This is a genomic window from Hymenobacter lutimineralis, assembly GCF_008271285.1.
GTDB lineage: Bacteria > Bacteroidota > Bacteroidia > Cytophagales > Hymenobacteraceae > Hymenobacter > Hymenobacter lutimineralis.
Map to the genome: position 1 here is coordinate 1 of NZ_VTHL01000013.1, position 25,595 is coordinate 25,595.

Annotated in this window: 20 protein-coding genes; 5 read left to right on the plus strand and 15 right to left on the minus strand. The window is 62.7% G+C overall.

All coding sequences use genetic code 11. The features are described from left to right. The 8 genes from carB to FY528_RS12720 all read right to left on the minus strand — a co-directional run. The coding region (gene carB / locus FY528_RS12685) for a carbamoyl-phosphate synthase (glutamine-hydrolyzing) large subunit (protein ID WP_149071395.1) at window positions 1–2,751 on the minus strand (2,751 nt) is incomplete at its 3' end. 69 nt (window positions 2,752–2,820) lie between these two features. Further along, window positions 2,821–3,174 (minus strand): hypothetical protein, encoded by a 354-nt coding sequence (locus tag FY528_RS12690; RefSeq protein ID WP_149071396.1) that lies wholly within the window; start codon window positions 3,172–3,174, stop codon window positions 2,821–2,823. A 191-nt stretch (window positions 3,175–3,365) separates the two neighbouring features. Continuing rightward, window positions 3,366–3,770: a hypothetical protein gene (locus FY528_RS12695; protein ID WP_187632111.1), complete on the minus strand. Its 405-nt coding sequence runs from the start codon at window positions 3,768–3,770 to the stop codon at window positions 3,366–3,368. Continuing rightward, entirely contained in the window at window positions 3,763–4,848 is a 1,086-nt protein-coding gene (gene carA, locus FY528_RS12700; RefSeq protein ID WP_149071398.1) for a glutamine-hydrolyzing carbamoyl-phosphate synthase small subunit, read from the minus strand. Before carA ends, FY528_RS12695 begins: the two co-directional genes overlap by 8 nt. An 83-nt stretch (window positions 4,849–4,931) precedes the next feature. Then, on the minus strand, window positions 4,932–6,155 hold the full coding sequence (locus FY528_RS12705; protein WP_149071512.1) for a 5-(carboxyamino)imidazole ribonucleotide synthase: 1,224 nt from the start codon (window positions 6,153–6,155) through the stop codon (window positions 4,932–4,934). Between the two features lie 23 nt (window positions 6,156–6,178). Further along, entirely contained in the window at window positions 6,179–6,688 is a 510-nt protein-coding gene (gene purE / locus FY528_RS12710; RefSeq protein ID WP_149071399.1) for a 5-(carboxyamino)imidazole ribonucleotide mutase, read from the minus strand. A gap of 168 nt (window positions 6,689–6,856) precedes the next feature. Continuing rightward, complete coding sequence (locus FY528_RS12715) at window positions 6,857–8,161, minus strand: dihydroorotase (protein WP_149071400.1); 1,305 nt, start codon at window positions 8,159–8,161, stop codon at window positions 6,857–6,859. An 80-nt stretch (window positions 8,162–8,241) separates the two neighbouring features. Beyond that, window positions 8,242–9,222, minus strand: coding sequence for an aspartate carbamoyltransferase catalytic subunit (locus tag FY528_RS12720; RefSeq protein WP_149071401.1), 981 nt, complete (start codon window positions 9,220–9,222; stop codon window positions 8,242–8,244). 702 nt (window positions 9,223–9,924) lie between these two features. Here FY528_RS12720 and FY528_RS12725 point away from each other — a divergent pair. Further along, window positions 9,925–10,434 carry a GyrI-like domain-containing protein gene (locus tag FY528_RS12725; protein WP_262383990.1) on the plus strand — a complete coding sequence of 170 codons (510 nt, stop codon included), beginning with the start codon at window positions 9,925–9,927 and terminating at the stop codon, window positions 10,432–10,434. 16 nt (window positions 10,435–10,450) lie between these two features. Here the strand turns inward: FY528_RS12725 and FY528_RS12730 are convergent, their stop codons facing one another. The 6 genes from FY528_RS12730 to FY528_RS12755 all read right to left on the minus strand — a co-directional run bounded on the left by FY528_RS12730 (window position 10,451) and on the right by FY528_RS12755 (window position 18,624). After that, the gene (locus FY528_RS12730) at window positions 10,451–11,416 is read right to left on the minus strand and encodes a sodium-dependent bicarbonate transport family permease (protein ID WP_149071402.1); all 966 of its coding nucleotides are present in this window, start codon (window positions 11,414–11,416) and stop codon (window positions 10,451–10,453) included. A gap of 139 nt (window positions 11,417–11,555) precedes the next feature. Beyond that, on the minus strand, window positions 11,556–13,073 hold the full coding sequence (locus tag FY528_RS12735) for a TolC family protein (RefSeq protein WP_149071403.1): 1,518 nt from the start codon (window positions 13,071–13,073) through the stop codon (window positions 11,556–11,558). Beyond that, the gene (locus tag FY528_RS12740; RefSeq protein WP_149071404.1) at window positions 13,070–14,470 is read right to left on the minus strand and encodes an HlyD family secretion protein; all 1,401 of its coding nucleotides are present in this window, start codon (window positions 14,468–14,470) and stop codon (window positions 13,070–13,072) included. Before FY528_RS12740 ends, FY528_RS12735 begins: the two co-directional genes overlap by 4 nt. Before the next feature lie 83 nt (window positions 14,471–14,553). After that, window positions 14,554–16,284: a peptidase domain-containing ABC transporter gene (locus FY528_RS12745; RefSeq protein ID WP_149071405.1), complete on the minus strand. Its 1,731-nt coding sequence runs from the start codon at window positions 16,282–16,284 to the stop codon at window positions 14,554–14,556. Between the two features lie 90 nt (window positions 16,285–16,374). Then, window positions 16,375–17,040 carry a TetR/AcrR family transcriptional regulator gene (locus FY528_RS12750; RefSeq protein ID WP_149071406.1) on the minus strand — a complete coding sequence of 222 codons (666 nt, stop codon included), beginning with the start codon at window positions 17,038–17,040 and terminating at the stop codon, window positions 16,375–16,377. 102 nt (window positions 17,041–17,142) lie between these two features. Next, window positions 17,143–18,624: an NADP-dependent isocitrate dehydrogenase gene (locus tag FY528_RS12755; protein WP_149071407.1), complete on the minus strand. Its 1,482-nt coding sequence runs from the start codon at window positions 18,622–18,624 to the stop codon at window positions 17,143–17,145. Window positions 18,625–18,889: 265 nt separating this feature from the next. On the opposite strand from FY528_RS12755, the gene FY528_RS12760 reads away from it, so the two are divergent. From FY528_RS12760 to FY528_RS12770, 3 genes are all read left to right on the plus strand, one after another. Further along, on the plus strand, window positions 18,890–19,351 hold the full coding sequence (locus FY528_RS12760) for an Xre family toxin-antitoxin system antitoxin (protein WP_262383991.1): 462 nt from the start codon (window positions 18,890–18,892) through the stop codon (window positions 19,349–19,351). A 3-nt stretch (window positions 19,352–19,354) separates the two neighbouring features. After that, entirely contained in the window at window positions 19,355–19,813 is a 459-nt protein-coding gene (locus FY528_RS12765; protein ID WP_149071408.1) for an RES family NAD+ phosphorylase, read from the plus strand. A gap of 90 nt (window positions 19,814–19,903) precedes the next feature. Beyond that, window positions 19,904–20,203 (plus strand): hypothetical protein, encoded by a 300-nt coding sequence (locus tag FY528_RS12770; protein ID WP_149071409.1) that lies wholly within the window; start codon window positions 19,904–19,906, stop codon window positions 20,201–20,203. A gap of 12 nt (window positions 20,204–20,215) precedes the next feature. Here FY528_RS12770 and FY528_RS12775 read toward each other — a convergent pair whose 3' ends face one another. Beyond that, on the minus strand, window positions 20,216–21,919 hold the full coding sequence (locus FY528_RS12775) for an alpha/beta fold hydrolase (protein WP_149071410.1): 1,704 nt from the start codon (window positions 21,917–21,919) through the stop codon (window positions 20,216–20,218). A gap of 384 nt (window positions 21,920–22,303) precedes the next feature. Here FY528_RS12775 and FY528_RS12780 point away from each other — a divergent pair, with 384 nt between their 5' ends. After that, window positions 22,304–25,516 (plus strand): tetratricopeptide repeat protein, encoded by a 3,213-nt coding sequence (locus tag FY528_RS12780; RefSeq protein WP_149071411.1) that lies wholly within the window; start codon window positions 22,304–22,306, stop codon window positions 25,514–25,516. Window positions 25,517–25,595 lie beyond the last annotated feature (79 nt).

A 25,595-nucleotide genomic window follows, 5' to 3' on the forward strand; every position in this document is an offset into this window, starting at 1 on the left:
CCCGGTGCTGGTCATGTCCACGCGCAGCACCGGGTCGGCCCCCTGCAGGCGCGTGAAGGAGAACTGCGAGGCCTTCACCCCCACGAAGGGCAAATCGTAGACCAGCTCGCTCGCGTCGCGCGCTACGGGCACGCCCAGCAGCACCTGCGTGGCCTTCCTGATCAGGTTGTGGCCCGAGACCTTGCTCACGAAGGGGAAGGAGCGCGAGGCCCGCAGGTTGCACTCAATCACCCGGATTTCGCGGTTCTTCTCCAGGAACTGGATGTTGAACGGCCCGCTGATCTGGAAGCGCCGGGCAATCTTCTCGGCAATGACCTTGAGCTTGCGCACCGTGCCCACGTACACGCGCTGGGGCGGGTAGTACATGGTCGCATCCCCCGAGTGCACGCCGGCAAACTCCACGTGCTCCGAAATAGCATAGGAAACAATTTCCCCTTTATCGGCCACCGCGTCCAGCTCGATTTCCTTCGCCTCCTGGATGAACTCGGACACCACCACCGGGTACTCGGCGCTGACGTCCACGGCCAGCTTCAGGTACTCCTCCAGCTCCGGCACGTTCGAGACCACGTTCATGGCTGCCCCCGACAGCACGTAGCTCGGCCGGATCAGCACCGGGAAGCCCACCTGCTTGACGAAGGCGTAGATGGCCTCCAGGGTGGTCAGCTCGCTCCAGCGCGGCTGGGCAATGCCCAGCTCGTCGAGGATGGAGCTGAACTTGTGGCGGTTTTCGGCCTCGTCGATGCGGGCGGCGGCCGTGCCCAGGATGGGCGCGCCGGCCGCTTCCAGGCGGGTGGCAATGTTGTTGGGAATCTGCCCGCCGGTGCTCAGGATCACGCCCTGCGGCGCCTCAAAGTCCAGGATGTCCATCACCCGCTCGTAGCTCAATTCCTCGAAGTAGAGGCGGTCCGACACGTCGTAGTCGGTGCTCACGGTTTCGGGGTTGTAGTTGATGATGATGGACTTGTAGCCCTCCTCGTTCACGGTCTGGGCCGCATTCACCCCGCACCAGTCAAACTCCACCGACGAGCCGATGCGGTACACGCCCGAGCCCAGCACCACCACCGACTTCTCGGTTTCCGGTTCCAGGTCGTTTTCGGTGCCGTGGTAGGTCAGGTACAGGTAGTTGGTCTGGGCCGGGAATTCGGCCGCCAGCGTGTCAATTTGCTTGACGACGGGCCGCACGCCCAGGGCCTGGCGGCGGGCGCGCACGAGCAGCTCGTGGGCCTTCACCTCGGCCGGGCCCAGCAGCAGCACGGCCAGCTGCTGGTCCGAAAAGCCCTGCTTCTTGGCCTGGCGCAGCAGGGCCGTATCCAGGGCGTCAAGGCCGCCCTGCTGGCGCGTTGAGGCGAGCTGCTGGCCCAGCTGGTAGATGCCGTAGAGGCGCTGCAGAAACCAGCGGTCGATGCGCGTGAGCGCGTGCACGCGGTCCACGTCGTAGCCGGCCTGGAAAGCTTCGTTGATGGCGAAGATGCGCTCCTCGTTGGGCTCGCTCAGCAGCTGGTCCAGGCTGGCGTGGTCGAGCTGGGACTCGGCTTTGTTGGCCACGAAGCCGCGCCGGCCCGTGTCGAGCATGCGCAGGCCCTTCTGAATGGCTTCCTCGAACGTTTTGCCGATGGCCATGACCTCGCCCACGCTCTTCATGGCCGAGCCGATCTGGCGCTGCACGCCCGAGAACTTGCCCAAATCCCAGCGCGGCAGCTTGACCACCAGGTAGTCCAGGGCGGGCTCGAAGAAGGCCGAGGTGGTTTGCGTGACGCTGTTCTTGAGCTCGGCCAGCGAGTAGCCCAGGCTGAGCTTGGCGGCCACGAAGGCCAGCGGGTAGCCCGTGGCCTTGGAGGCCAGGGCCGAGGAGCGGGAGAGGCGGGCATTCACCTCAATGACGCGGTATTCTTCCGAGTACGGGTCGAGGGCGTACTGAATGTTGCACTCGCCCACGATGCCCAGGTGGCGGATGGTCTGGATGCCGATGCTGCGCAGCTTGTGGTACTCGCGGTTGCTCAGGGTCTGCGACGGGGCCACCACGATACTTTCCCCGGTGTGGATACCGATGGGGTCGAAGTTTTCCATGTTGCAGACGGTGATGCAGTTGTCGAACTGGTCGCGCACCACCTCGTACTCGACTTCCTTCCAGCCTTTCAAGGACTCTTCCACCAGAATCTGGTCGGAGGTGGAGAAGGACTTCTGGGCCAGGGTGCGCAGCTCGTCCATGTTGTTGGCGAAGCCGCTGCCCAGGCCGCCCAGCGCGAAGGCGGCGCGCACGATGATGGGGAAGCCAATCCGCTCCGCGGCCGCCAGCGCGTCCTCCATCGTCGTCACGGCTTCGCTGCGGGCCGTGAGCACGCCGATCTGGTCGAGCTTTTCCTTGAAGATGTCGCGGTCCTCGGTGTCGATGATGCTCTGCACGGGCGTGCCCAGCACGCGCACCTGGTACTTGTCGAACACGCCGGCGCGGTACAGGGCCACGGCGCAGTTCAGGGCCGTCTGCCCGCCGAAGGCCACCAGAATGCCGTCGGGCTGCTCCTTTTGTATGACGCGTTCCACGAAGTAGGGCGTCACGGGCAGGAAGTACACGTCGTCGGCAATGTCGTCCGACGTCTGCACGGTGGCAATGTTGGGGTTGATGAGGATGGTGCGGATGCCTTCCTCTTTCAGCGCCTTGAGGGCCTGCGAGCCGGAGTAATCGAACTCACCGGCCTCCCCGATTTTGAGGGCACCGGAACCGAGGATGAGAACTTTCTGTGGTTTTTCCATTCTAGGAGTGAGGTAACAGACCCATGCGGGAGTCGTGTCGAAAAGCAGTCGTTTGGAGCTGGCTACAGCCTATTTGCGTGCGTGAGCGGAAGCGGTTTTCACCGCGCTGAAGAGGGTGTCGGTTTTGAAAACCTCCCATTGCCCGGACGGCCGTTTGACCATCCAGAGTTTGATGGTGGCGTCGGCCCGTTCGCCTTCCATGAAGAAGCGGAAAACGGTCGTGTCTTTGCGGGCGCCGAGCTTTTCCACCTTGAAGTTTTTGGCGGTTATTTCCCCGGTGCGCCGGGTTATGCGGGGCGAAACTTTGGCCGACTTCATGGCCCGGTTCACCAGGTTTCCCGGCTCCCCCAGCACGGTGCGCAGCAGCGTGGGCTGGACCAGGTACTTGCCAAACAGGAACAGGCCAAAAACCACGGCCCCCATCAGCAAAAAAACCCAATTCGGCAGACCTCTACGTTTTTCTGGCATGTAGGCGGGGCGTTGGAAAGGGCGAGTTTAGAGGTCGGTTTGTGTGGTGCAGAACGTCATGCTGAGCTTGTCGAAGCATCTCTACCGAACAATACAACGAAGCGGTAGAGATGCTTCGACAAGCTCAGCATGACGTTCCAGGGTACTTACCATTCAGTGACTTTGTAAGCAGTTACAACTGAATCAGGTCCCAATGTCAGGTCGAGCGTTTTGCCGTGAACCGGGTCAATATCCGATTCAAACCCTTCAAAAATCAGGTACTGAATTATGGTGTCGTCATCCTGACCGTAGTTGCTTGGCTCACCAATCGAATCAACAAGCTGCTCGTAAGTCAACCCTGTTAATTGGTGATGCTTAACCCAATCACTAAGCATCCTTTCCCGGTAAGGATAGGTGCCTTCACCGTCATTATACACCGTCCAACTCTCTTTGTCGAACTTGAGCTCAGACGGCTTATCAGGCGTGTAAAAAGCACCTATCAACACGAAACCGGTAAATGCTATCAGCGCCACTAGCGCCAATGATTTGGTCGTAACCAAGTCGCTAAGCATTCGATGCCTGCTTGTACTTCTCTACCTCGTCCAGAAACTGGTCGAACAGAAACTCCGTGTCCTGGGGGCCGCCGGCGGCTTCGGGGTGGAACTGGGTGGAGAAGAAGGGCTTGGTCTGGTGCTGGATGCCTTCGCAGGTGCCGTCGTTCAGGTTCTCAAACAGCATGGTCCACTCGCTCGGCAGCGTGGTGGGGTCCACCGCATAGCCGTGGTTCTGGCTGGTGATGTAGCTGCGCTGGGTGCCCGTGAGCTTGACCGGCTGGTTGTGGCTGCGGTGCCCGTACTTGAGCTTGAACGTGTCCCCGCCCGCGGCCAGGCCCATGAGCTGGGAGCCCAGGCAGATGCCGAAGATGGGCTTGTCCTGCTGCAGGGCTTTCTGCAGGTGGCCGATGGTGGCCTGGCACATCTTCGGGTCGCCGGGGCCGTTCGAGAGAAACAGGCCGTCGTAGTCGAGCTGGGTGAAGTCGTAGTCCCAGGGCACACGGATCAGTTCCACGTCGCGCTCCAGGAAGCAGCGGATAATGTTGGTCTTGGTGCCGCAGTCCACCAGCACGATCTTGTGCTGGCCGTGGCCGTAGTGCTGCACGCCCGCGGGGCTGACCTGCGCCACCAGGTTCTCCAGGTTCGGGTCGTGCATCGGAATATCTTCCTCGGCCACGATTTTGCCCAGCAGGGCGCCCTGCTCGCGCAGCTTCTTGGTCAAAAGGCGCGTGTCCACCCCGCAGATGCCGGGAATGTTGTACTCCTTGAGCCAGTCGCCCAGGCTCTTGGCCGCGTGCCAGTGGCTGTGCTCCTGGGAGTAGTAGTTGACCACCAGGCCGGCCACGTGCACCTTGTCCGACTCGAAGATGCGGGAAATGGACTCGTAGAGCTCCTCGCCCGGCACGCCGTAGTTGCCCACCATCGGGTAGGTCAGCACCAGGATCTGCCCGGCAAAGGAAGGGTCCGTCAGGTTCTCGGGGTAGCCCGTCATGGCCGTGCTGAAGACCACCTCCCCGGCTGCGGAGGTATACGCGCCGAACGACTCGCCTTCGATCAGGGTGCCGTCTTCCAGAATCAGTTTTACTGTTTGGGTCATGTTCTGTTGGTTGGCCTTACTCAGCCCCCGTCTCCGGTAGGGAAGGGAGCCAAGGCGGCACGACTGGAAATGATAAATAGCCTCTAGATGGCGTCCAAACCTGGCAAGCCGAGCAAATCAGCGGCGCGGCGCGCCACGGTTTTAACACTGGCGACATCCGGGCCGGTGATGGTCAGGTGGCCCATCTTGCGGCCTGCGCGCGCCTGCAACTTACGGTACAGGTGTAGGTGGGTTCCTGGCAAACTCAGTACGGTGGCCCAATCCGGCTCGTGTGGCTGACCGTTGGCGTCGAACCAGACATCGCCCAGCAGGTTAAGCATGATGGCTGGAGAATGCTGGCGCGGCTCCGGCAGAGGTAAGCCCGCCATGGCATGCACCTGCAGGTCAAACTGCGACGCGTCGCAGGCGTCCAGGGTATAGTGGCCGCTGTTGTGCGGGCGTGGGGCCATTTCGTTGACCACCAGGCCGCCATGCTCGCTGCCGTCTTCCACCACAAAAAACTCGACGCACAGCACCCCCACGTAGCCGAGATGCTGCGCGATGGAGACGGCCGCGTCGCGGGCCCGGGTTGCCAGGGCGGGCGGCAGACTGCCTTCGTAGGCGTGGGTCACGGCCAGAATACCATCGACGTGCACGTTGCGCTGCGGGGCGTAGCTGACCACTTGCCCGTCCCAGCCGCGCGCCACCAGCACCGAACATTCGGCGGTGAGCGGCAGCATCTTTTCCAGCACGCAGGCCACGCCGCCTAGCTCCGCCCAGGCGGCTTCCAGCTCAGCGGCTGTCCTCACGCGGACCTGGCCTTTGCCGTCATAGCCCATGCGCGCGGTTTTCAGGATGCCGGGCAGCAAATCCTTCCGCTCGGCTTGCACAGCCTGCAATTGGGCCGGGGTTTCAATCACGGTATACGGCGCGCAAGTCACCCCCGACACAGCGGCGCAGTCCGCGAAGTGGGCTTTTTCCTCAATGCGGTTTTGGGCAATGCCAACCACGGTCGCGCCAGGCGCCACGGGCCGGGTCAGGGCCAGCGTTTGCAGCGTATGAGCTGGCACGTTTTCAAACTCGGTGGTGATGGCCTGGCACAGCTGGGCCAGTTGTGCCAGCCCGGCCGGGTCGTCGTAACCGGTCTGGATGTGGTGGTGACTTACCAGCCCGGCCGGGCTTTGCGCGTCGGGCTCCAGTACGGCGGTGAAGTAGCCCAGGCGCTGGGCGGCATGCACAAACATTCGGCCCAGCTGTCCGCCTCCCAGTACCCCCAGCGTGGCCTTTTGGCCCGCGGCGTCCTCGCTGCCTGGGAAAATTGGGGTCATGGCTGCAACGTGAATTTCTTCGTTCATACGGGCAGGGTCATAGCGCGAGCAGCTTCAGTTTGTTCGGCGCGAAACACTTGCAGCTTGGCAGCCAGGTCCGGGTCGTGCAGAGCGAGCTGGCTGACGGCGAACAGGGCGGCATTAGCCGCTCCGGCGTCGCCGATGGCAAAGGTGGCTACGGGCACCCCTTTGGGCATTTGCACAATGCTGTGCAGCGAATCTACTCCCTGCAAATGGCGGCTGGCCACTGGCACGCCCAGTACGGGCACCGTGGTTTTGGCGGCCAGCATACCGGGCAGGTGGGCGGCCCCGCCCGCACCGGCAATGATGGCCTGCAAACCACGCGGGCCGGCTTGTTCGGCGTAGGCAAATAAGTCGTCTGGCATGCGGTGGGCCGACACCACGCGGGCTTCGTGGGCCACGCCAAAGTGCGCGAGCATCTGCACGGCGTGCTGCATGGTGTTCCAGTCGCTGCTGGAGCCCATGACCACCCCAACCAGGGGCTTAGGATTGGAGGAGGAAAGAGTACTCATCAAAATTCTTTGGTGGTCATGCTGTGCGAAGGGGACTGGAGTCGAACCGAAGGTCGCTGTTGGGCAAGCATCTCAACTGTAGCAGCAATCCATCGATTGGATTTACTCTCGTGGTAGAGATGCTTCGACTGCGCTCAGCATGACGTTCTTAGTAGTAAGGCGTTCTGTTTATTTTTCGGACAGCTCAACCAACTGTTCGCGCTCCAGCAGGATTTTTGTCCCCAAAATCACCAGGTCTACCCGGCCTTTCAGCGTCTGGTCGATGAAGGGCGTATTCTGGGACTTGGATTTCATGAATTCCTTCGTGAACGTGGTTTCCGCTTCGGTATCGAACAAGACGCACTCGGCTGGCTGGCCGACTTCGATGGTGGGCACGGGCAGACCCATCAGGCGGCGGGGCTCGGCCGAATAGCGCTTCACCACCAGGTCCCACCCAAATTTGCCGGGCTCCACGAAGAAGTGGTACAGCGACACCAGGGCCGTGTCCAGGCCGGTGATGCCGTTGGGGGCGCTGATGAAATCCTGGGCTTTTTCGAAGGGCGTGTGCGGGGCGTGGTCGGTGGCAATGAGGTCGAAGACGCCTTCTTTGAGTCCCTCGAGCAAGGCGTCACAATCGGCCTGCGTCCGCAGCGGCGGGTTCATCTTATAGTTCGTGTCGTAGTCGCCGATGTGCTCGTCGGTGAACAGCAGGTGGTGCGGGGCCACTTCCGCCGTCACCTTCACATCGCCGCGCGATTTCCACCACCGGATGGTCTCCATGCCAAGCTTGCTGGACACGTGCTGGATGTGCACGTGGGCGCCCGTCGCGTGGGCCAGCCGGATGTCGCGGTCGATGATGATTTCCTCCGCGCAGGCTGGCGAGCCTTTGATGCCGAGCCGATAACTCATCACCCCTTCGTTGAGGGCGCGCGGCCCGGCCAGCTCCGGCACCTCGCAGTGGCTGGCGAAGAACATTCCAAACTCGGTGGCATACTGCATCGCGCGGAACAGTACTGCCGGGTCGCGGGTGGTATCCCCGTCGTCGGTGAGCATGATCACGCCGAGGCGGTGCATTCCCTCAATTTCCGCCAGCTCCTTGCCCTCGCGGTTTTTGGTAACGCAACCGGAGGTGTACACCGGAATGCGGGACCGGTGCTTGGCATTTTCGAGCACGGTAGCCACCGCGCTTGCCGAGTCGAGGGCTGGGCGGGTGTTGGGCATCATCACCACGCCGGTCACACCGCCGTTGATGGCCGCCTCGCTGCCCGTGGTAATAGTTTCCTTGTTTTCAAACCCGGGGGCGCGGAAGTGGACGTGGGCATCAAACATAGCCGGCATCAGCACCCGGCCGCGGGCGTCAATAACGCGGGCACCCTTGGGAACAGGCAGGTTGGTGCCGATTTTCTGAATTTTTCCTTCGACAATCAGGACATCGCCCTCGAGCAGTTTGGGGGAGTTTTCGGAGGCGATGCGGGTATTTTGAAGGAGAAGCATGGAGTGAAGGAGTACTGTAACCGGGTCAGGGTTATGGGAAATGGAAGTTAAAGAGCAGAGTCGGTCGTTGCGTTCGGTATTTAGGGCATAATCACCGTCGAGTTAGCCTGTTGCCGCGCGGTATACGCTTCCTGCTTCGGGAATTCCCCGCCGGGCGTCAGCCAGTCGAGCACGGCCATGCGGATGGAGATGCCGTTTTCAACCTGGTTGGTGATGAGGCTGCGCTCGTAGTCCATAACGGCGTCGCACAACTCGACTCCCCGGTTCACGGGGCCGGGGTGCATGATGTAGAGGCCCCGGTCGCGGATTTCTGCCAGCCGGGCGGTGGTGATGCCGTAGACCCGGTGGTATTCGCGGACGCTGGGGAAAAACTGCACGTCCTGGCGCTCCATCTGCACGCGGAGCAGGTACACCACATCGGGCGCCCAGGCCATGGCCGCCTCGTAGTCGGTAAAGCGGCGGATGCTTTCCGGGGCGTACTTAGGCACCAGCGAGCCTGGGCCGAGGTACGCCACCTCAACGCCCAGCTTTTGCAGCAGGGTGCTGGTAGAGCGCGCGACGCGGGAGTGAAGGATATCCCCGATGATGAGGACTCTTTTGCCCCGGGGGTCAGGAAATTTTTCCTTGATGGTGAAAGCGTCCAGCAGGGCCTGGGTGGGGTGCTCGTGCGCCCCGTCGCCGGCATTGATGACCGACGCCGTGGTTTGGCGGGCAATCATACCGGGCAGGCCGGGGTGGCTGTGGCGCACAACGATGTAGTCGGTGCGCATGGCCTGGAGCGTCTCAATTGTCTCGCGCACCGACTCGCCCTTCGTGATGGAGGAGTGGGCCACGTCGAAATTGGTTACCTCCGCCGAGAGGCGTTTGGCCGCGACCTCGAAGGAGGAGTGCGTGCGGGTGCTGGCCTCGTAGAACAGCATGAGCACGGACTTGCCCTCGAGGGCCGGAATTTTCTTCACCGAGTGGGTGAAGAGTTTTTTAAAGGACGTGGATTGGTCGAGCAGGAACTCGATTTCCTCACGGTGAAGGGATGCAATGTCGAGCAGGTCTTTACGTGCCATACCGGAGTCTAGGAAAAGGATGGGCGTCTAACTAAAACGGACGGTAGGATGCCTTAAGCTTCCGCAACCCAAGACGGAGAAACTGGCTGCCGGTGCAGGCCGAGGTGCTGATGACAGCAGCCACGGTTAAGGAAGAGAGGGTTGGGGGCCATGGGTGGTGGAGGGTTGGGATTGGCAGTTGAGTTAGGCAGTATGAATCGGCAGCGGGGCAGCAGCCAACGAACTCAAGGGACATAAAAAAACCGTTTCGGAATCCGAAACGGCGGCGGGGCAATACCCAGAAAAAATAACAGAAATACCAGAGGCAAAATCGGGAAAACCGACGGTTGCGAAGACCTTCCGGTCTACTCGCGGTTCCCCGCCGAGCAGGTTCCCACGCTTCATCAACAAGTTTTTTGGTTGAAGCATGCTGCAAAGCTACGGCATTGTTACGGATCCTTTACGCATGTCAGGCAAGAATTTTCGTTGGGTTGAACGTGGGCAGTGGGCTCCTACGGGCAAAGTACCTTCGGCTTCCTGCGCTATGTCGAAGCGTTTCAGGCCAGTTGGTGTCCTGGCCCTCGGGTAAAAGTTTCGCCCTAATGCTAACTGGACGGTTTGGAACAGCACACCTAGTAAAAGACCCTTAGTGCATCCAGGCCAAAGTGGAACGGTTAACTTCAGGCCCCAACTTCTAAATCCAGGCCAACTAGCCTGCCACGCATGCTCGATTTTCCCGCCCTGCAGCCCCGAATCATCGAAGCCCCGGCCCGCCGGCTGCTGGGCTTTAGCCAGCTGATGTCGCGGGCTGAAGACCAGACGGCGCTGCTCTGGCGCACGTTTATGCCGCGCCGGCGTGAGGTGGCGTCGTCCACCAGCCCTGACCTGTTTTCGGTGACACAGTACCCCGCCGGCTATTTCGCCGCCTACGACCCGCACGCCGTATTCTGTAAATGGGCCGCGGTGGCCGTGGCGGACGCTACGCCGGTGCCCGTCGGAATGGCCCCGCTGACCATACCCGCGGGCCAGTACGCCGTGTTCGACTACCGCGGGTCGAGCCTGGATACGCGCGTGTTTGCCTACATTCTGCTGGAGTGGCTGCCGGCGTCCGGGTTCGTGCTGGACGACCGGCCCCACCTGGAAGTGCTGGGCCCCGGCTACCGCAATGCTGACCCGACCTCAGAAGAAGAAATCTGGATACCCATTCGGCCCCAGCTGGCTTCGGGAGGCTGAGAAGACTTTTGTTTCCTCAAAAATGCTGCACGATGGCGAAGTAGAGCGGCATGCCCACGGTGATGTTGAAGGGGAAGGTGACGCCCAGGGCCATGGGTAGGTACAGGCCCGGGTCGGCTTTGGGCGCGGCCAGGCGCATGGCGGCGGGCACGGCAATGTAGGAGGCACTGGCCGCCAGAATGGCGAAGATGAAGCGGTTACCCTCACTATCGGTAACCAAGTGGCTGAGGGCCGCTACCAGGCAGCCATTGAGCAGGGGCACCAGCAAGGCAAAGGCCGTGACGAAGCGGCCATAGTGGCGAAAGGCGGCAAAGCGGCGGGCCGTGACCATGCCCATTTCGAGTAGGAAGATGGCCAGGAAGCCCTTAAAAATATCAGTGGTGAAAGGCTTGATGCCTTCCGCCTGCTTGGTGTCGGCAATCAGGCCAATCATGAGGCTGCCCAGCACCATCAGCACGCTGCCATTGGTGAAGGAATGCTGCACGATGGCGCCCAGGCTGGGGCGGCTTTCCTCGGAGTCCGCCTCGTACCGTTGCATTAGAATCACCCCTACAATGATGGCCGGGGCTTCCATCAGCGCCATCACGGCTACCATGTGCCCGCTGAAGTGCCGTTGCTGCATTTCCAGAAACGACACCGCCGACACAAACGTGACGGCACTTACCGAGCCGTAGGCCGCCGCTACGGCGCCGGCATCGGCAACGCTGAGCCGGCGCTTCAGCACGAAAAACGTGTAAAGCGGAATCAGGGCCGCCACCAGCAGGCCAAACCCCAGGGAGTACAGTATTTCCGGCGTGAAGGCGCTGTGAGCCAGCTCCTGCCCGCCCTTAAAGCCAATAGAGAAGAGCAGGTACAGGGAAATGAACTTGATAGAGGCCGGCGGAATTTCCAGGTCGCTTTTCACCACCGTGGCCAGAATACCCAGCACAAAAAACAGCAGCGTAGGGTTAGTAAGGTTGGAAAGGAGTACGTGTGTATCCATGTAGCCGGGGTAAGAAGAGGTAGAAGGATGTGGGCAGGACATGGCTTTCCCGGCCCGGCCAGAAACAGGGTTCTGGCCGGGCTGGGTAGCGCTACGTAAAGGGTAGGAATAGGCGAGGCTTGCGCCTGGGTGCGGGCGGTTACTGCGTGGGGCCGCCGGCCGCCCAGCGGAGGGTTGCCTGGGTTTGGGCGTATTTGGCCTGGAGCTCCGCCAGTTTCAGGCGGGCACTCACCAGGCTGGCTTCGCGGGTGTTGAGCAGGAACACCGAGCTTTCCCCGTTTTCGAAGCGGGTTTGCTCACCCCGGCGCAGCTGTTCGGCGTTCTGCACCACCTGGGCCTGTAAGGCCAGCTGCTGGCGCAGGGCTTCCCAGTCGTTGGCCGCCGTGCGCAGCCCGGCCTGGATGTCGCGGGTGCCTTGCTGCAGCTCCAGTTCGGTTTCGCGCAGCTTCAGGCGGTTGAGCTGGAGCTTGGCGCGCTCCTGGCGCAGCAGCACGGGGTAGGCAAAGCTCACTCCCAGCTTGTAGTTGTTTTGCAGGTAGCTGCCGCTGAGCTGGGCTCCGGTTTCGGGGCTGAAGGGGGTGCCCGCCTGCAGCAGGTTGTAATCGACGTTGAGCTTGGGCAGCAGCTTATTGGCCAGCAGACGGCGCTCCACGCCCAATTGGAGGAGCTTGGCCCGGCTTTTCTGCAGCTCGGGGTGCACCTGCTGGGCTTGCTCCGCGAGCAGGGTTAGCGAGTCGGTGGGGAGGGGGCGCCAGCCGGCGGGGTCTACCAGGGGCTGGGGCCGTACGTCGGCGGGCAGGTCCCGGGGCTGCTGCTGCTCGTCCCAGAGGTAGGTGCTCAGCTGCAGGGTGGCGTTCTGCCACTGCACCTGGGCCTGCACCAGGGCCGCCTGCCGGTTTTGCAGCTCGGTCAGGGCCTCCACCGAGTCGATGGCGGCCAGGTCGCCGAGGCGCACCCGCTCCCGGATGGCCCGCAGGCGTACATCGGCCAGCTCCGTATTCTGGCGCAGCAATTCCCGGCGCTGGTGGCTCAGCGTCCAGTCCCAGTAGTCCTTGGCGGCTTGCAGCAGCAGCTTGTTGAGGGCTCCGCGGCGCTGGGCTTCGGCCAAGCCCTGCAGGGCCTGGGCCTGGCGCACAGCGGCCCGGCGCTCATCTACCAGCAGGCCCTGGGCCAGCGGCACCGAAATGCCCAGGTAGCTTAGGCCGGCCGGAGCCGTGTAGTTTTCGGGGTTGATGTAGGTGCCGGTGCCGCGCTCAAAGCCCGCTTTCACGTCGGCCCCAAACCAGAGCGGTACCCGCAACTGGGAATCCCAGTCGTGGAAGTATTCCTTGCCGCCCAGGGTTTTGCCGTAGTATTTGCTGGTCGCAGCCGGGTCGAACTGCCCGCGGGCAAAGCGTACCTCCTGCAGGGCCCGCTCGGGCAGCAGCCCCGCCTGCCGGGCCACGGGGTGGCGCAGCGTGACGTAGGCGAGCAGGTCGCTGAGGCCAAACACGCGGCTGGAGTCGGGCAGGTCCACGGGCCGGGCCACCAACGGGGGCGGGGCCGGAAGGCGGCCGGCCGGCCGGTTGGCGGGACGCGCGGCTTGCGCTTCCGCGCCTTCTAGGCCAGCAGTCAGGAGCAGGCCCGCGGCCAGGGCAAAAGTGCGCAGCTGCTTCATTTAGCTTCTTCTTCGGCCGAGGCCTCGGCTTTCTTCTCCTTCTTGCCGGCTTTGCCTTCTTTCCCGTCCTTCCCAGCGGGGGCGCCCACAAAGTCGGGCGGGAAGCCATTCACCTGCCGCCACAGCTCGTACCAGATGGGCACATCGTCGAGCAGGGCCCAGCCGTACACCCCGCTGCCTACGCGCAAAGGCTTGGGCCAAGGTTCCTGGTCGGGGTCTGGGGTGACCAGCACCCGGTACTGGCCCTGGGAGTCGATGTTGTCGATGACGGCCACCACGCCGCCGAATGTGCCGAAGCTGGTGCCGGGCCAGCCACTGAATACCAGGGCCGGCCAGCCGTCGAACTGCAGCCGTACCTTGCGGCCCACGCTCAGCAGGGGAATGTCCATGGGCTGCACGTACAGCTCGGCGGCCAGGGCCGGAGCATCGGGCATTACCGTAACGATAGGCTCGCCTTCCTTCACGATTTCACCCAGGCCCTCTTTCAGGGCCCGGACCACGTAGCCATCCTGCGGGGCCGTAATCTGGTAGTAGCCCGAGCGGATGCTGAGGTTGGCCAGTTCGTTGCGCATCTTGGCAATCTGGCCCTCAGTATCGAACTGGTAAGTCGTCACGGAGCGGCGGTCCGACTCCGACTTGGCCAGCTTGTCCTGGTACTCGGCCGAGAGGGAAGCCAGCTCCAACTGGGCGTTGCGCAGGGCCTGGCGGCTGGCTTCCAGCTTGTTTTCGGCGGACTGCAGCTTGGCCGTGGCTTCCTGAAACTTGAGGCGGCGCTGCTCCAGCTCCGTCAGGGACTTCAGGCCCTGCTTGTAGAGCTCTTCCTGCCGCTGCTGCTGGCGCTGGGCAATGGTGTAGTCGTTGCGCACGGCCACCAGGTCGGCCTCGTCGGAATTTACTTTGAGGCGGCTCTGCTCTACGTAGTTACGGGCTTTGCTTAAGCTCACCTGCAGGCCCGCACGCAGGGCTACCTGCTGGTCGGTGAGGGCCGCGTTCTTGGCTTTGTTTTCGCTGAGCGAGGCAATTTTGGCTTCCAGCTGCTCACGGGTGCGCTGCACCAGCTGGGGGTCGAAGTACTTTTCCTTGACTTCTACCAGGTCTACCAGGGTGTCGCCCCGGCGTACGTGCTGCCCCTCGCGCACCCGCCAGCGGTCAATGCGGCCGGCAATGGTGCTGGGCACGGTCTGGGGGCGGTCCTGGGGGCGCAGGGTGGTGAGGGTGCCGGTGGAGCGGATGTTCTGCGTCCAGGGCAGGAAGCCCGCCGCCAGGGCCAGCAGCCCCAGCGCGGCCGCCCACCGGGCCAGGGTTCGGCCGGTGGTAGGCGTCTGCACCCGCGCAAACGAGCGGAAGCGCCCGGTCAGGGGGTTGGATTCGGCCAATGGATGTTCAGCAAACGGCATGGGAAGGGAAGTATTCGTTGTTCGTGGCTGGTTGCCCGGGAAATGCAGGAGCAGCTGCCAGCAGGAAAGACACCAAGGAAAATCTACGCCAGCAGGTCCTGCATACCGGGTTGTTGGGATACTTCGGCAAAAGACCCATCGGTTACCAGGCGTCCGGCCCGGAGCACGGCCAACCGCGGGCACAAGGCCAGCACCCGCCGGTCGTTGGAGGCTACCACCACCGTCCAGCCCTGGTCGGGGGCCAGTACCCGGCGCAGGATGCGCAGCCGCTCGGCGGGCTCCACGCCGGGCAGGAAGGTGTCGAGCAGGAGCAGGCGGGGGCGGCGCACCAGGGCTCGGGCCAGCAGCAGCTTCTGCCGGGTGCTTTCTGCCAGGGGAGTACCGATACCCAGGGGCGTATTCAGGCCCAGCGGCCGGGCGTAAAGCTCGTCGCGCAGCCCCACCAGCTCCAGGGCCCAGGCCACGTCCTCGGCCCCAACGCTGGCTTGGCCCAGGGTAAGATTGTCGAGCACGGTACCGTCGAAAAGATGCTGGTGGGCAATGTTGTCGCCCACATGCTCACCCAGGGAGGTGGGCTCCACATCCTGCAGGGCAATGCCATCGTAGGCCACCACACCGGTGTAGCCCGTCAGGAGTCCGGCCAGAATACGCAGCAGGGTGGTTTTGCCCGAGCCATCGTAGCCCGCCAGTCCCAGGTGCTCCCCGGCCCCGATGCTGAGGGTGAGCTGATCGAGGGGGGCGCGTGAGCCACCGGGGTAGGTGTAGCTAAGCTGGCGCAACTCGGCGCGCAGCCCGCTACGGCCGGCCGGCAGCGGCAGGGTAGTGGTGCCCCCGGCCGTCACCAAGGGTAAGTCCAGCACGTGGCCGATTTTGTCCAGGGAAGTCAGCGCATCGTAGACAACGTCGAGCTTTAGCAACACCTTTTCCACCGCCGAAATGGTGAGAATGATGATGATTTCGGCCGCCACAAACTGGCCGATGTTCAACTGGCGGTTGATCAGCAGCCAGCAGCCAATGATGAGCAGGGCAGCCGTGATGAGCGTTTTGAAGGTGACGAAGCCCCAGTACTGCACCAGCAGAATCCGGAAGTGGCTCTGGCGGGCCCCCAGATACCCCTCCACGAGGGCATCGGTGCGTTCCAGGGGCAGCTCCTGCCGGGGCGGGTGGCGGAACGTCTGCACCGTGCGGGCTACATCTTCCAGCCAAGCCACCACGCGGTATTTATACTTGGATTCGAGCAGGCTGGTGCTCAGCCCCTGGGGGCCGGTTACCCGGATCATCAGCGCCAGCAGGGCTACCAGCAGCACCCCGAAAGCAATGAAGACGGGGTGGTAGAACGACAGCAGCAGCAGGCCAAAGAGAATTTGCAGGGCGGCGGCCGAAAACTCCACCAGGATGGTGGCCAGCCCTTTTTGCAGGGTGGGCACGTCCAGCAGGCGGTTCATCAGCTCGGGCAGGTACTGGCCGTTGAGGGCCTCACTGCGCACGCGCGGCAGGCGCAGGGCAAAGTCCAGGCTCAGGCGGGCAAACAGGCGCTGCTGAATAAACTCTACCAGGTACACCTGCATCACCTGCAGGCCGCCTACCAGGAGGGTGCCCAGCACAATAAAGGCAATAAGCACCACCAGCGAAGTACTGACGGCCCCGCTGCTCACAAAGCCAATTACCGACTGCACGCCCAGGGGCAGCGACAGGCTGATGAGCCCGGTCAGGGCCGCGTATACGTAGAGGTAGGCAATGTCGCGCCGCTCCGAGGCAAGCAGGCGCCACAGGCGCTGGCCGGGGGTAAGCGAAGAGGCGTGCGAATCCGCCATGGAAGTAAACCGTTTGAAAGTGGGTAATGTGCGGCCCGCGTTTTTTAGTGGGGCCGCTTGTCTTTTGCGTAGAGGGCTAGCGGCTGGCCTTTAGCCCAGGGCGGCAAAAGCCAAGCGTGTAAGAAAGTCGTGGATGGATTTGTTTTCCGCCGCCGGGGGGGCCGCGTCGGTAAGGGAGGGCAGGTGCTGGGCGAAGAAGTGCTGCTTGCGGGCCGATTCGAGCAGGGTGCTGACCAGGGCGTGGGGGTAGGCGTAGACCGGGTTAATCTCGCGCACTACCTCGCTGATGCCCGCCGCCAGCCGCTTGTACTCCTGAAACAGCCCGGCTTTGTTGTCCTCATCCACCTCTTTGGTGAGGTAGGCTTTGGAGGCTTCGCTCACCACAATGCGGTAGAGGGCGGCTTCGTCGAGCTGGGAGGTAGTGGGGTCGTCCTGGTGGGCCTGGGTGAGAATGCCCAGGATCAGGCGCAGGCGCTGGCGGGCGTCGGCCACGTTGTGGGTATGAAACCGAATCTGGTAGCGCAGCCAGGCCCAGTGCCAGCTTACCAGGTACACCAACAGTTTGTGCTTGTTTTCAAAGTAGCGGTACAAGGAGGCCTCCGTGGACTCGATGCGCTGGGCCAGCTTTTTAAACGTAAACTGCTCAAACCCGATTTCGTCAATCAGCCGGACGCTTTCGGCCACCAGGCGGCGGCCCAGGTCGGTGTCCTGCGGGTCGCGCAGGTAAAAATTTTCGTTGAGGTCGATGCGAAGCATGGCGTGCGGAATAAGCTCGGCAGGAATACGTGGCGGGAGAAACGATTTTTCGTGAACGTATTACTGTGCTCAAAGATAGTACTCCTGCTTTTTTGAGCCCGGTTATTCACCTTGGCCAAGGGAAAACGCCCGTTTTCCATCCAGCAGGTACAAGTGCTCGGTCTTGATGAGGTAGAAGCCGAAATCAACCAGCCGGTGCAGCAGGAACAGCACATCCAGGAAGGGAACGGGCGTAAACTCCGGCTGGGGCTGACTTACCAGGGCATCGGCGGCCACAAAGCGGCAGCGCCAGTGGTCGGTGCAAAAGGTTTCGGGGTAGCCATCGGGGTATACCTTCACGCCGCGGTTGGTAATCATCTTCAGCTGCATCCGGCGGCCGGTAATGGCTTCCAGCTTACGGCCCAGCTCCTCGGGCTGCTTGCCGTCCCAGCGCAGAAAGATATCCACGCCCACCAGTTGCTGCACCACGGGGAGGCGAGGCGCCGGTGCGGCCGGGACCGGGGCCTGCTCCGTAGGGCTGGTAGCCGCCTGGAAAGGCCGCAGCTGCCGGGGCTCCCGGCCCAGGCGCTCAATCACGGCATCCGCAAACTCGGAGGTACTCAGCCGGGCGCGGCTGGTTTCGGGGTGGTAGATATCGGCCGTGTGGCAGCCGTCTTCCAGGGCGCACAGCCAAGCGTTGTGCACCCGGGCGGCGGCCTCCGTCTGGCCCAGGTGCACCAGCATGAGCACGGCGGCCTGCAGCAGGCCCGAGGGGTTGGCTACGTTCTGGCCCGCAATGTCCGGGGCCGAGCCGTGAATGGCTTCAAACAAGGCGCCCTGGTCGCCGATGTTGGCCGAGCCAGCCAGGCCCACCGAGCCGGCTATCTGGGCCACCACGTCGGAAATAATATCGCCGTACAGGTTCAGGGTCACCACCACGTCGTAGCGCTCGGGCGTATCGGCCAGGCGGGCCGTGCCAATGTCGATGATCTGGTGCTCCTGTTCAATGTCGGGGTACTCTTGGCCAACTTCCTGAAACACCCGGTGAAACAGCCCATCGGTGAGCTTCATGATGTTGTCCTTGGTCATGCACGTGAGCTTGCGGCGCCCGTGCTGGCGGCAGTACGCAAAGGCGTAGCGCACAATTTTCTCGCAGCCCGGCCGGCTCACCAGCTTCAGGCACTGCACCACGTCGGGCGTCTGCTGGTGCTCGATACCGGCGTACAGGTCTTCCTCGTTTTCGCGGATGATGACTACGTCGAGCTTGGGGTGGCGCGTGGCTACGGCCGGAAACAGGCTGCGGGTGGGCCGCACGTTGGCGTATAACCCCAGCGTTTTGCGCAGCGTCACGTTCAGGCTTTTGTAGCCCCCACCCAGGGGGGTGGTGATGGGTGCCTTGAGCAGCACCCGGGTGCGGCGCAACGACTCCCAGGCCGCCGGATGAATGCCGGAGCTGTAGCCCGAGCGGTACACCTGCTCGCCCACCTCAATGAATTCAGGTTCCAGGGCGGCACCCGCAGCTTCCAGCACCCGCAGGGTCTGGGTCATGATTTCGGGGCCGATTCCGTCGCCGGTAGCCACGGTAATGGGTACTTTAGGCTGCATACATACAGGAGGTTTGGGTTCTGATTAACGTTGCAAACTTATTAATACTTCCGATGATAATAGCTTTGCTATCATAAAAAATAGTATTAATTATTTTTAATGAGGTAAAATTGTTTTTTTGCTTAAAGGGGCGAATCACTTGCGCTGGCAGGGGTGGCTAAGGCGTTGCGTCACCAGGAAGAAGTTGTTGTCAAACTTTGGAAAAATTTCCTCGTTAGTTAGAAAAATTTCCTTAAGTTCGTCCTGCCAAATCAGAATCTGCTTTATGACTGCTATTGCACACCAACCCAAGCTCGCGGCTACCATGCCCGCGGCGTTGCGCAAGAAATGGGCGGCCTGGGGCCGGGCCGGGCAGGACGCCTTTGCCCTGGTGATGGAGGCCCGCAAGGGCGTGCCCGCCGCCACGGCCTTCGAAGTGGGTGAGGCCTTTCAGCTGCAGGCCAACGAGCTGGAGGCCATCTACGAGCTGTCGACCAAGACGCTGCGCACCTACTCCCAGGAGAAAAAGCCCCTGAGCCCCGCCAGCAGTGAGAAAACCCTCAAGATCATTAGCCTCTACAACCTGGGCGTGGAAGTGTTTGGCGAAGCGGCCGCGTTTCTGCGCTGGCTCGACAAGCCCGCCCACGGCCTCGACGGCGAGGTGCCCCTGAAGCTGCTGGAAACCAGCGGCGGCATCGACCTGGTGAGCGAGGAGCTGGCCCGCATAGCCTACGGCGACCTGTCGTAGCCCATGCTGGTTTACCGCATCTGCCTAGCCAAGTACGCCGACGACCTGTTTGCCTCGGGGTACCGGGCGCGCTGGAATTTCAAGGACCAGTTCGTTATCTACACCGCCGCCAGCCGGGCCCTGGCCTGCCTCGAAAACGTGGTACACCGCAGCGGCGAAGGCCTCAACGACCAGTTCCGCGTGCTCGTCATTGAGGTGCCGGATGACTTGCTGATCGAAGAAATACCGCTGGCCGAGCTGCCGCCAGAATGGGAGCGGGCCAGCCGCTACGCCCTATGCCAGCCCCTCGGCGACGCCTGGTACCGCCGCCGCTCCTCGGCCGTGCTGCGCGTGCCCTCGTCCATCGTGCCCCAGGAGTTCAACTACGTGCTGCACAGCCGCCACCCCGACTTCAAACGCATCCAGATTGTGGCCCGGGAAGAGTTCCGGTTCGACTCGCGGATTAAGGCTGGGGAGGTTTAGCGGTTATAGTGTCATGCTGAGCGAAGTCGAAGCATCTCTACCACTTCGTTGGGTTTACCGCACTGGCGAGATGCTTCGACTTCGCTCAGCATGACGTTCTGCTTTTTGATTGTAAATCCCAGCCCCATGCGCGTCCTCGACATCATTCAGATCAGCCCCCAGGAAGTATTTATTGTGGGGTACCCGGACGGGCCAGTGGTGCCGGGGCCGTGGGCGCTGCAGCTGAATGGCGAAACTGTAGCCGTGCTCGAAGCTACCGGTGAGGCCCAGCTGGAAGCCCAAGCCAAAGGCAAGCTGGCCTTGCCCCGGGCCGTCGTGTGCCGCGGGCAGGTGGAGCGCCAGCGCTTCGACTTCACCCGGGACGAAGTGACGCTGGAACGGGCCAGCTAATGCCGTTAAGTTTCAGGGTTGGCGCAGAAACATCAGCACGGCCTCGTTAAACAACCCGGGCACTTCCTGGGGCGCGTAGTGCGTAGCGCCCGGGAAAATGCGCAGTTGGCCCTGGGGCAGGCTGCGGGCCAGGGCGCGGGTGTGCTTTTCCAGTATTACGTCTTTCTCTCCGGCCATGACGAGCACCGGCGCTTGCACGGTGGCCATATCCCAAAAGGCAAGCTGCGGCTCCTGCAGCAGCAGCCGGATTAGCCGCGCCCGGTGGGGCTGACTGGCTTCGGGGCGCTGCTCGGCTTCGCGCAACTGGCGGCGGAGCAGGGCCAGGAAATCGGGGGCAATGGCCTCGGGGGTGGGAAACAGGTTGGCGCCCATAATGGCCAGGCGCCGGACGCGGGTGGGGTGCGCCAAGGCCAGCTTCAGGGCGGTGTTGCCCCCGTCGCTCCAACCCAGCACGTCCACCCGGGGCAGGCGGAGGGAATCGAGCAGTTGGCGCACGTCTTCGGCAAACAGGTCGTAGGTGAGAGGCGTGGTGGTGTAATCTACGCTGCGGCCGTGGGCGCGGGTATCAACGGCAATAACCTCAAAGTGCCGGGCCAGCGCGCTTATCTGCTTTTGGAATGCTGCTATGGACTGGCCGTTGCCGTGTAGTAGCAGGAGCGGGGTGCCACGGCCGTACCGCTCGTAGTAAAGCAGTCCGCCCGAAACTGCTACTGTATGACCAGCAGCGGCGTTGTTGCCGTAGTGCTCGGGATTATCCAGCTCGGTCAGCGCGGGGCCCTGCAGCTGCTGCAGGTAGCGCAGGGAGTCGGGCAGCGCGTAGTCGGCCGCGGCGGGCTGGGCGGTTTTGGCGGGGCGGTACACGTCGGCGGTGAGGTAGAGGCTGAGGTAGCCGGGCTTGGTCTGCTGCCACTGGGCCTGGCTTTTATCGCGGGTGAGGATGCTGTGCCCGGGCTGGGGCACGGCGGCAATGCCAAACGCCTTGGCCTGGCCCTCGGCCGCTTCGCTGTGCAGCCACTGCACCGTCACGGCCACCTGGCGGTGGCCCCGCAGGTAGAGCTGGTAGGGCTGCAAATCAACTTTCACCCAGCCGCGCGGCTGCTGCACGGTAAAGCGCACGTCCTGGGAAAGCAGGGGCTCATCGGGCAGGCTGTTTTTCACCGAGTACAGATTCAGGCGAAACGTGACGCTCCTGAACCGGTTGAAAGCCACCAGCATGTTGAAGTCGCGCAGGTGGCAGTCCGAAGCCAGGGGCACCAGGGTACCCTGCTCTTTGGCCAGCTCGTCGCTCACCAGGCCGGGCTCGGTGTAGAGGCGGGACGTCATAAAGGTAGAACCGGCCGTGCGCCCGAACGTCTGCACGCGCTGCTTGCCGGCCCGCACCGTTACAGCCGCCAGCTGCCGGGCCAGGGGCGCCAGCCGCACTACCGGCGCGGCCGCCTGCAAGTCAGTGAGTGGCAGGTCGGCCGTTTGGTACCCCACGCACGACACCAGCACCCGCGGCGCCCGGGCCGCCACCGAATCGGGCACGCGAAACTGGAAGCGCCCTTCGGCATCGGCCACGGTGCCCAGCGCCTGCCGGGGCACGCCCACGGACGCAAACGGCACCGGGGCGTTGGTTTGCCCGTCGAGCACGGCGCCGCGCAGCAGGGTGGTTTGGGCACTCGTGTGCAAAGCAAGCAGCAGCCCGGCCAGCACCAGCGGTAAGCGAAGAAACATCAGGAAGAATAGGGGAGAGAACAGCCCAAGGAGGCACCCGGGGCGGCAAAGGTTGCCAGAGGAAAGCTGTTTTAGCTGAAGTCAGAAGGAAAGCTCTACGCATTCGGAATAGCTGGATTTTTCAAGCGCCGGAAAAATCAGCAACAGGATACTTGAGTGGGCAGAAGGCTTAAGTCCAGCCAACGAGGAAACTGCTAAAGCGTGGCAGACGGATAGAAAAAGATGAACCCCAAAGGAGCCAATGCTTCTAACTTCTACACCAAGTCCCCTCATTTGACGTTACTAGCATCCAAAAGCTTGATTCTGCCGCAACCCAACGGCATTTTTAACTACTTTTGGCCGTATCCGCCTCCCAAGTGGGGCTGTTTCCCGTAACGCCGAGCAATGAAGTTATTTCCCCGGATTGCCCTGGCTGCGGCCCTGGGCGCCACGGCTCCCCTCGCCGCCCAGGCCCAGCAGACGCAGGTGTTTGCCAACGATGAACGGTATTTTCAGGAAGGCCTGGAGCTCTTCGACCGCGCCAAGTACGGGGCGGCCCAGCAGGCATTTCAGCAGTATCTGGAGCTAACCCAGCGCCGCACCGGCGACGGGCAGGACCGCACCACCGACGCCGAGTACTACTACGCCGTCTCGGGATTGTACCTGCAGCACCCCGACGCCGAAGGACGCGTCCTGGCCTTCGCGGCCCGCAACCCGGCCCACCCCAAGGCCGCCGTGGCGTTTTTCGAGCTGGGCAAGTTCTACTTCGACAAGAAAAGCTACCCCAAGGCCATTGAGTACCTGCAGCGCGTGGCTCCCGACAACCTCTCGGCCGAGCAGCGCGCCGAGTCGGAGTTTAAGTTGGGCTACAGCTACTTTGCCCAGAAGGATTTCGACAAGGCCCGCCTGCAGTTCGACCGCAACAAGCAGGGCCAGCACCAGTACCGCTACGCCAGCTCCTACTACGCCGGCTACCTGGCTTACCTGAGCGGCGACTTTGCCGGGGCCCGCAAAGACCTGGCCGTGGCCGAGCAGAACGACGCCTACCGCCCCGTGGTGCCGGCCGTGATGACGCAGATCTACTACAAGGAGGGCGACCTGGACGGCCTCATCAGCTACGGCACCAAGGCCTTGGCCCAGTCGCCGCCCCCGCAGTCGGCCGACGAGATACAGCTGCTGGTGGGCGACGCCTTCTACCAGAAGCAGGACTACAAGCAGGCCACCGAGTATTTCGATAAGTACGCCAATGGCCGCAAGAAAATCGACCCCTCGGTGCAGTACAAGGTGGGCTACGCCAACTACAAGATGGGCGACTACAAAGGCGCCATCGGGAGCCTGAAGGGCGTGGCCGCCCGCCGCGACTCTCTGGGCCAGAACGCAGCCTACCACCTGGGTTTGAGCTACCTGCAGACCCAGCAGAAGCAGCTGGCCCTGAATGCCTTCGACGCGGCCCGCAAGCTCACGTTTGATAAGAATATCACCGAAAACGCCACCGTCAAGTACGCCCAGATCAACTACGAGCAGGGCAACACCCAGGAGGTTATTGCCGCCCTGCGCGACTTCGACCGCAAGTACCCTCGTTCCAAGAACGCGGCCGTGGTGGACGACATCCTGAGCGAGAGTTTCCTGAACTCGGCCGACTACGCCCAGGCCCTGAGCTACCTCGAAGGTCTCGAAAACCGCAGTGCCAAGCTCAACGCCACCTACCAGCGCGTGGCCTACTACCAGGCCGCCACGCTCTACAACGCCAGCCGCTTCAACGAGGCCCTGCCGGTGGTGGAGAAAAGCCTGAAATATCCGCAGGACGACGCCCTGCAGGCCGCGGCCGAGGTGCTGCGTGGGGACCTGTACAGCCAGGGGCAGCAGTACCAGCCGGCTATTACGAGCTACACGGCCGCTCTGCGCACCGCCGCTAGTGGCCCTGCCGCCCAAACCAACTTCGACCAGCAGGCCCGCTACGGGCTGGGCTACGCCTACTACAACACCCAGCAGTATGAGAAGGCCCGACCCCAGTTTCAGGCTTACCTGAAAGATGCTCAGGCCGCCAAGGACCCCAACTACTACGACGTAACCCTGCGCCTGGCCGACATCAACTACGTGGCCAAAAGCTACCAGACCGCGTTGGAAGGCTACAACCGCGTGATTGAGGCCAACGCCGCCGACAAGGACTACGCCTACTACCAGAAGAGCGTGGTGCTGGGCCTCCTGGGCCGCCGCGACGAGGCCGCCAGCACCCTGGCTACCCTGCTGAAAACCGCCCCTTCCTCGCGCTACGCCGATGATGCCGTGTACCAACAGGCCCAGCTGGAGTTTGAAGGCGGCAACTACGAAGCGGCCGTAGCCGGCTTCACCCGCCTGCTCGACAACCGGCCCAACTCCCCGCTGGTGCCCACCACCCTGCAAAAGCGCGGGGTGGCCTACGCCAACCTGGGCCAGCACGACAAAGCTGCCGCCGACTTCAAGCGCGTGCTCGACCAATACCCGCGCAGCAAGGCTGCCAGTTCCTCCATCTACTCCCTGCAACAGTCGCTCACGGCCCTGGGGCAGACGGATGAGTTCGATGCCTACCTAGCCCGCTTCAAGCAGCAGAACCCCAACGACGCAGCCGTGGAAAGCGTGGAGTTTGAGGCGGCCAAGTCGCTGTACTCGGCCGAGAAATACGAACAGGCCATTCCGCGCCTCGAAGCCTACCTCAAGCAGTATCCCAACAACGCCCTGGCTGTGGATGGGCGCTACCTGCTGGCCGATGCCTACCTGAAAACCGGCAAGAAAGCCGAAGCCCTCACGCGCATGAAGGCCGTGGTGGCCGAGGGCAAGTCGGAGTTTGTGAACCGGGCCGTGGGCCGGGTGGCCGACCTGGAGTTCGAAAACAAGAACTACGCCGAGGCCATCAAGTATTACGGCCGCCTGCAAAGCACCTCCCAGAACCGCCGCGAAATTGCCACGGCGGGCGTGGGGCTGATGAAAAGCTACTACGAAAGTGGCGACTACCCCGCTACCCGGCGCGTGGCCGAGGAAGTGAAAGGGCTGGGCAGCACTTCGCTTAGCGCTGCAAACCAAGCCCTGCTCTATCTGGGCAAAGCCAGCTACCGCGCCGGGTCCCTCGACCAAGCCGTACCGGAGCTAACAGCCGCTGCGGCAGCCGCCACCGACGAATCGGGGGCGGAGGCCCAGTACCTGCTGGCCGAAGTGCTCTTCAAGCAGCAGAAGTACGAGGCGGCGCTGGACGCAGCTTACAAGAGCAACTCCAGCTTCAGCAGCTACGAGCTGTGGCTGGGCCGGGCCTTCCTGCTCATTGCCGACATCTACACGGCCCAGGGGGAAACCTTCCAGGCCAAGGCCACGCTGAACTCCATCATCGACAATAAATTCCCGGTGCCCGAAGTGGTGGAAGGCGCCAAGCAGCGCCTCGCAGGCCTCGACAGCGGCACGCCGGCGCCGGCTAAGCCAGCGTCCACCAAAGCCGGCACCACCAAGCCAGCTACCGGCAAAGCACCCGCCAAGACCGCTCCCAAAGGCCGCACGGTGCCGCGCGCTTCTCTGCAGGCGGCTCCTGCCGACAGCACCGCTACGCCCGCTGAAACGCCGGCGGAAGCACCTGCTGAGGGCGAGCAATAAGATCGAGCTGTAAAATCCAATACGAAAATAACCTTCTGATTAACAGGCTATAAATTCAGTTTGTGTAAAGCATCAGCTG

Coding starts and splice junctions, on each gene's coding strand:
- FY528_RS12755 (WP_149071407.1), bottom strand. CDS start 18,624: ATGCAGCCTAAAGTACCCATTACCGTGGCTACCGGCGACGGAATCGGC.
- FY528_RS12730 (WP_149071402.1), bottom strand. CDS start 11,416: ATGGATACACACGTACTCCTTTCCAACCTTACTAACCCTACGCTGCTG.
- FY528_RS12760 (WP_262383991.1), top strand. CDS start 18,890: ATGACTGCTATTGCACACCAACCCAAGCTCGCGGCTACCATGCCCGCG.
- FY528_RS12720 (WP_149071401.1), bottom strand. CDS start 9,222: ATGGCACGTAAAGACCTGCTCGACATTGCATCCCTTCACCGTGAGGAA.
- FY528_RS12725 (WP_262383990.1), top strand. CDS start 9,925: ATGCTCGATTTTCCCGCCCTGCAGCCCCGAATCATCGAAGCCCCGGCC.
- FY528_RS12735 (WP_149071403.1), bottom strand. CDS start 13,073: ATGAAGCAGCTGCGCACTTTTGCCCTGGCCGCGGGCCTGCTCCTGACT.
- FY528_RS12740 (WP_149071404.1), bottom strand. CDS start 14,470: ATGCCGTTTGCTGAACATCCATTGGCCGAATCCAACCCCCTGACCGGG.
- FY528_RS12780 (WP_149071411.1), top strand. CDS start 22,304: ATGAAGTTATTTCCCCGGATTGCCCTGGCTGCGGCCCTGGGCGCCACG.
- FY528_RS12745 (WP_149071405.1), bottom strand. CDS start 16,284: ATGGCGGATTCGCACGCCTCTTCGCTTACCCCCGGCCAGCGCCTGTGG.
- FY528_RS12775 (WP_149071410.1), bottom strand. CDS start 21,919: ATGTTTCTTCGCTTACCGCTGGTGCTGGCCGGGCTGCTGCTTGCTTTG.
- FY528_RS12690 (WP_149071396.1), bottom strand. CDS start 3,174: ATGGGGGCCGTGGTTTTTGGCCTGTTCCTGTTTGGCAAGTACCTGGTC.
- carA (WP_149071398.1), bottom strand. CDS start 4,848: ATGACCCAAACAGTAAAACTGATTCTGGAAGACGGCACCCTGATCGAA.
- purE (WP_149071399.1), bottom strand. CDS start 6,688: ATGAGTACTCTTTCCTCCTCCAATCCTAAGCCCCTGGTTGGGGTGGTC.
- FY528_RS12695 (WP_187632111.1), bottom strand. CDS start 3,770: ATGCTTAGCGACTTGGTTACGACCAAATCATTGGCGCTAGTGGCGCTG.
- FY528_RS12715 (WP_149071400.1), bottom strand. CDS start 8,161: ATGCTTCTCCTTCAAAATACCCGCATCGCCTCCGAAAACTCCCCCAAA.
- FY528_RS12765 (WP_149071408.1), top strand. CDS start 19,355: ATGCTGGTTTACCGCATCTGCCTAGCCAAGTACGCCGACGACCTGTTT.
- FY528_RS12750 (WP_149071406.1), bottom strand. CDS start 17,040: ATGCTTCGCATCGACCTCAACGAAAATTTTTACCTGCGCGACCCGCAG.
- FY528_RS12705 (WP_149071512.1), bottom strand. CDS start 6,155: ATGACCCCAATTTTCCCAGGCAGCGAGGACGCCGCGGGCCAAAAGGCC.
- FY528_RS12770 (WP_149071409.1), top strand. CDS start 19,904: ATGACGTTCTGCTTTTTGATTGTAAATCCCAGCCCCATGCGCGTCCTC.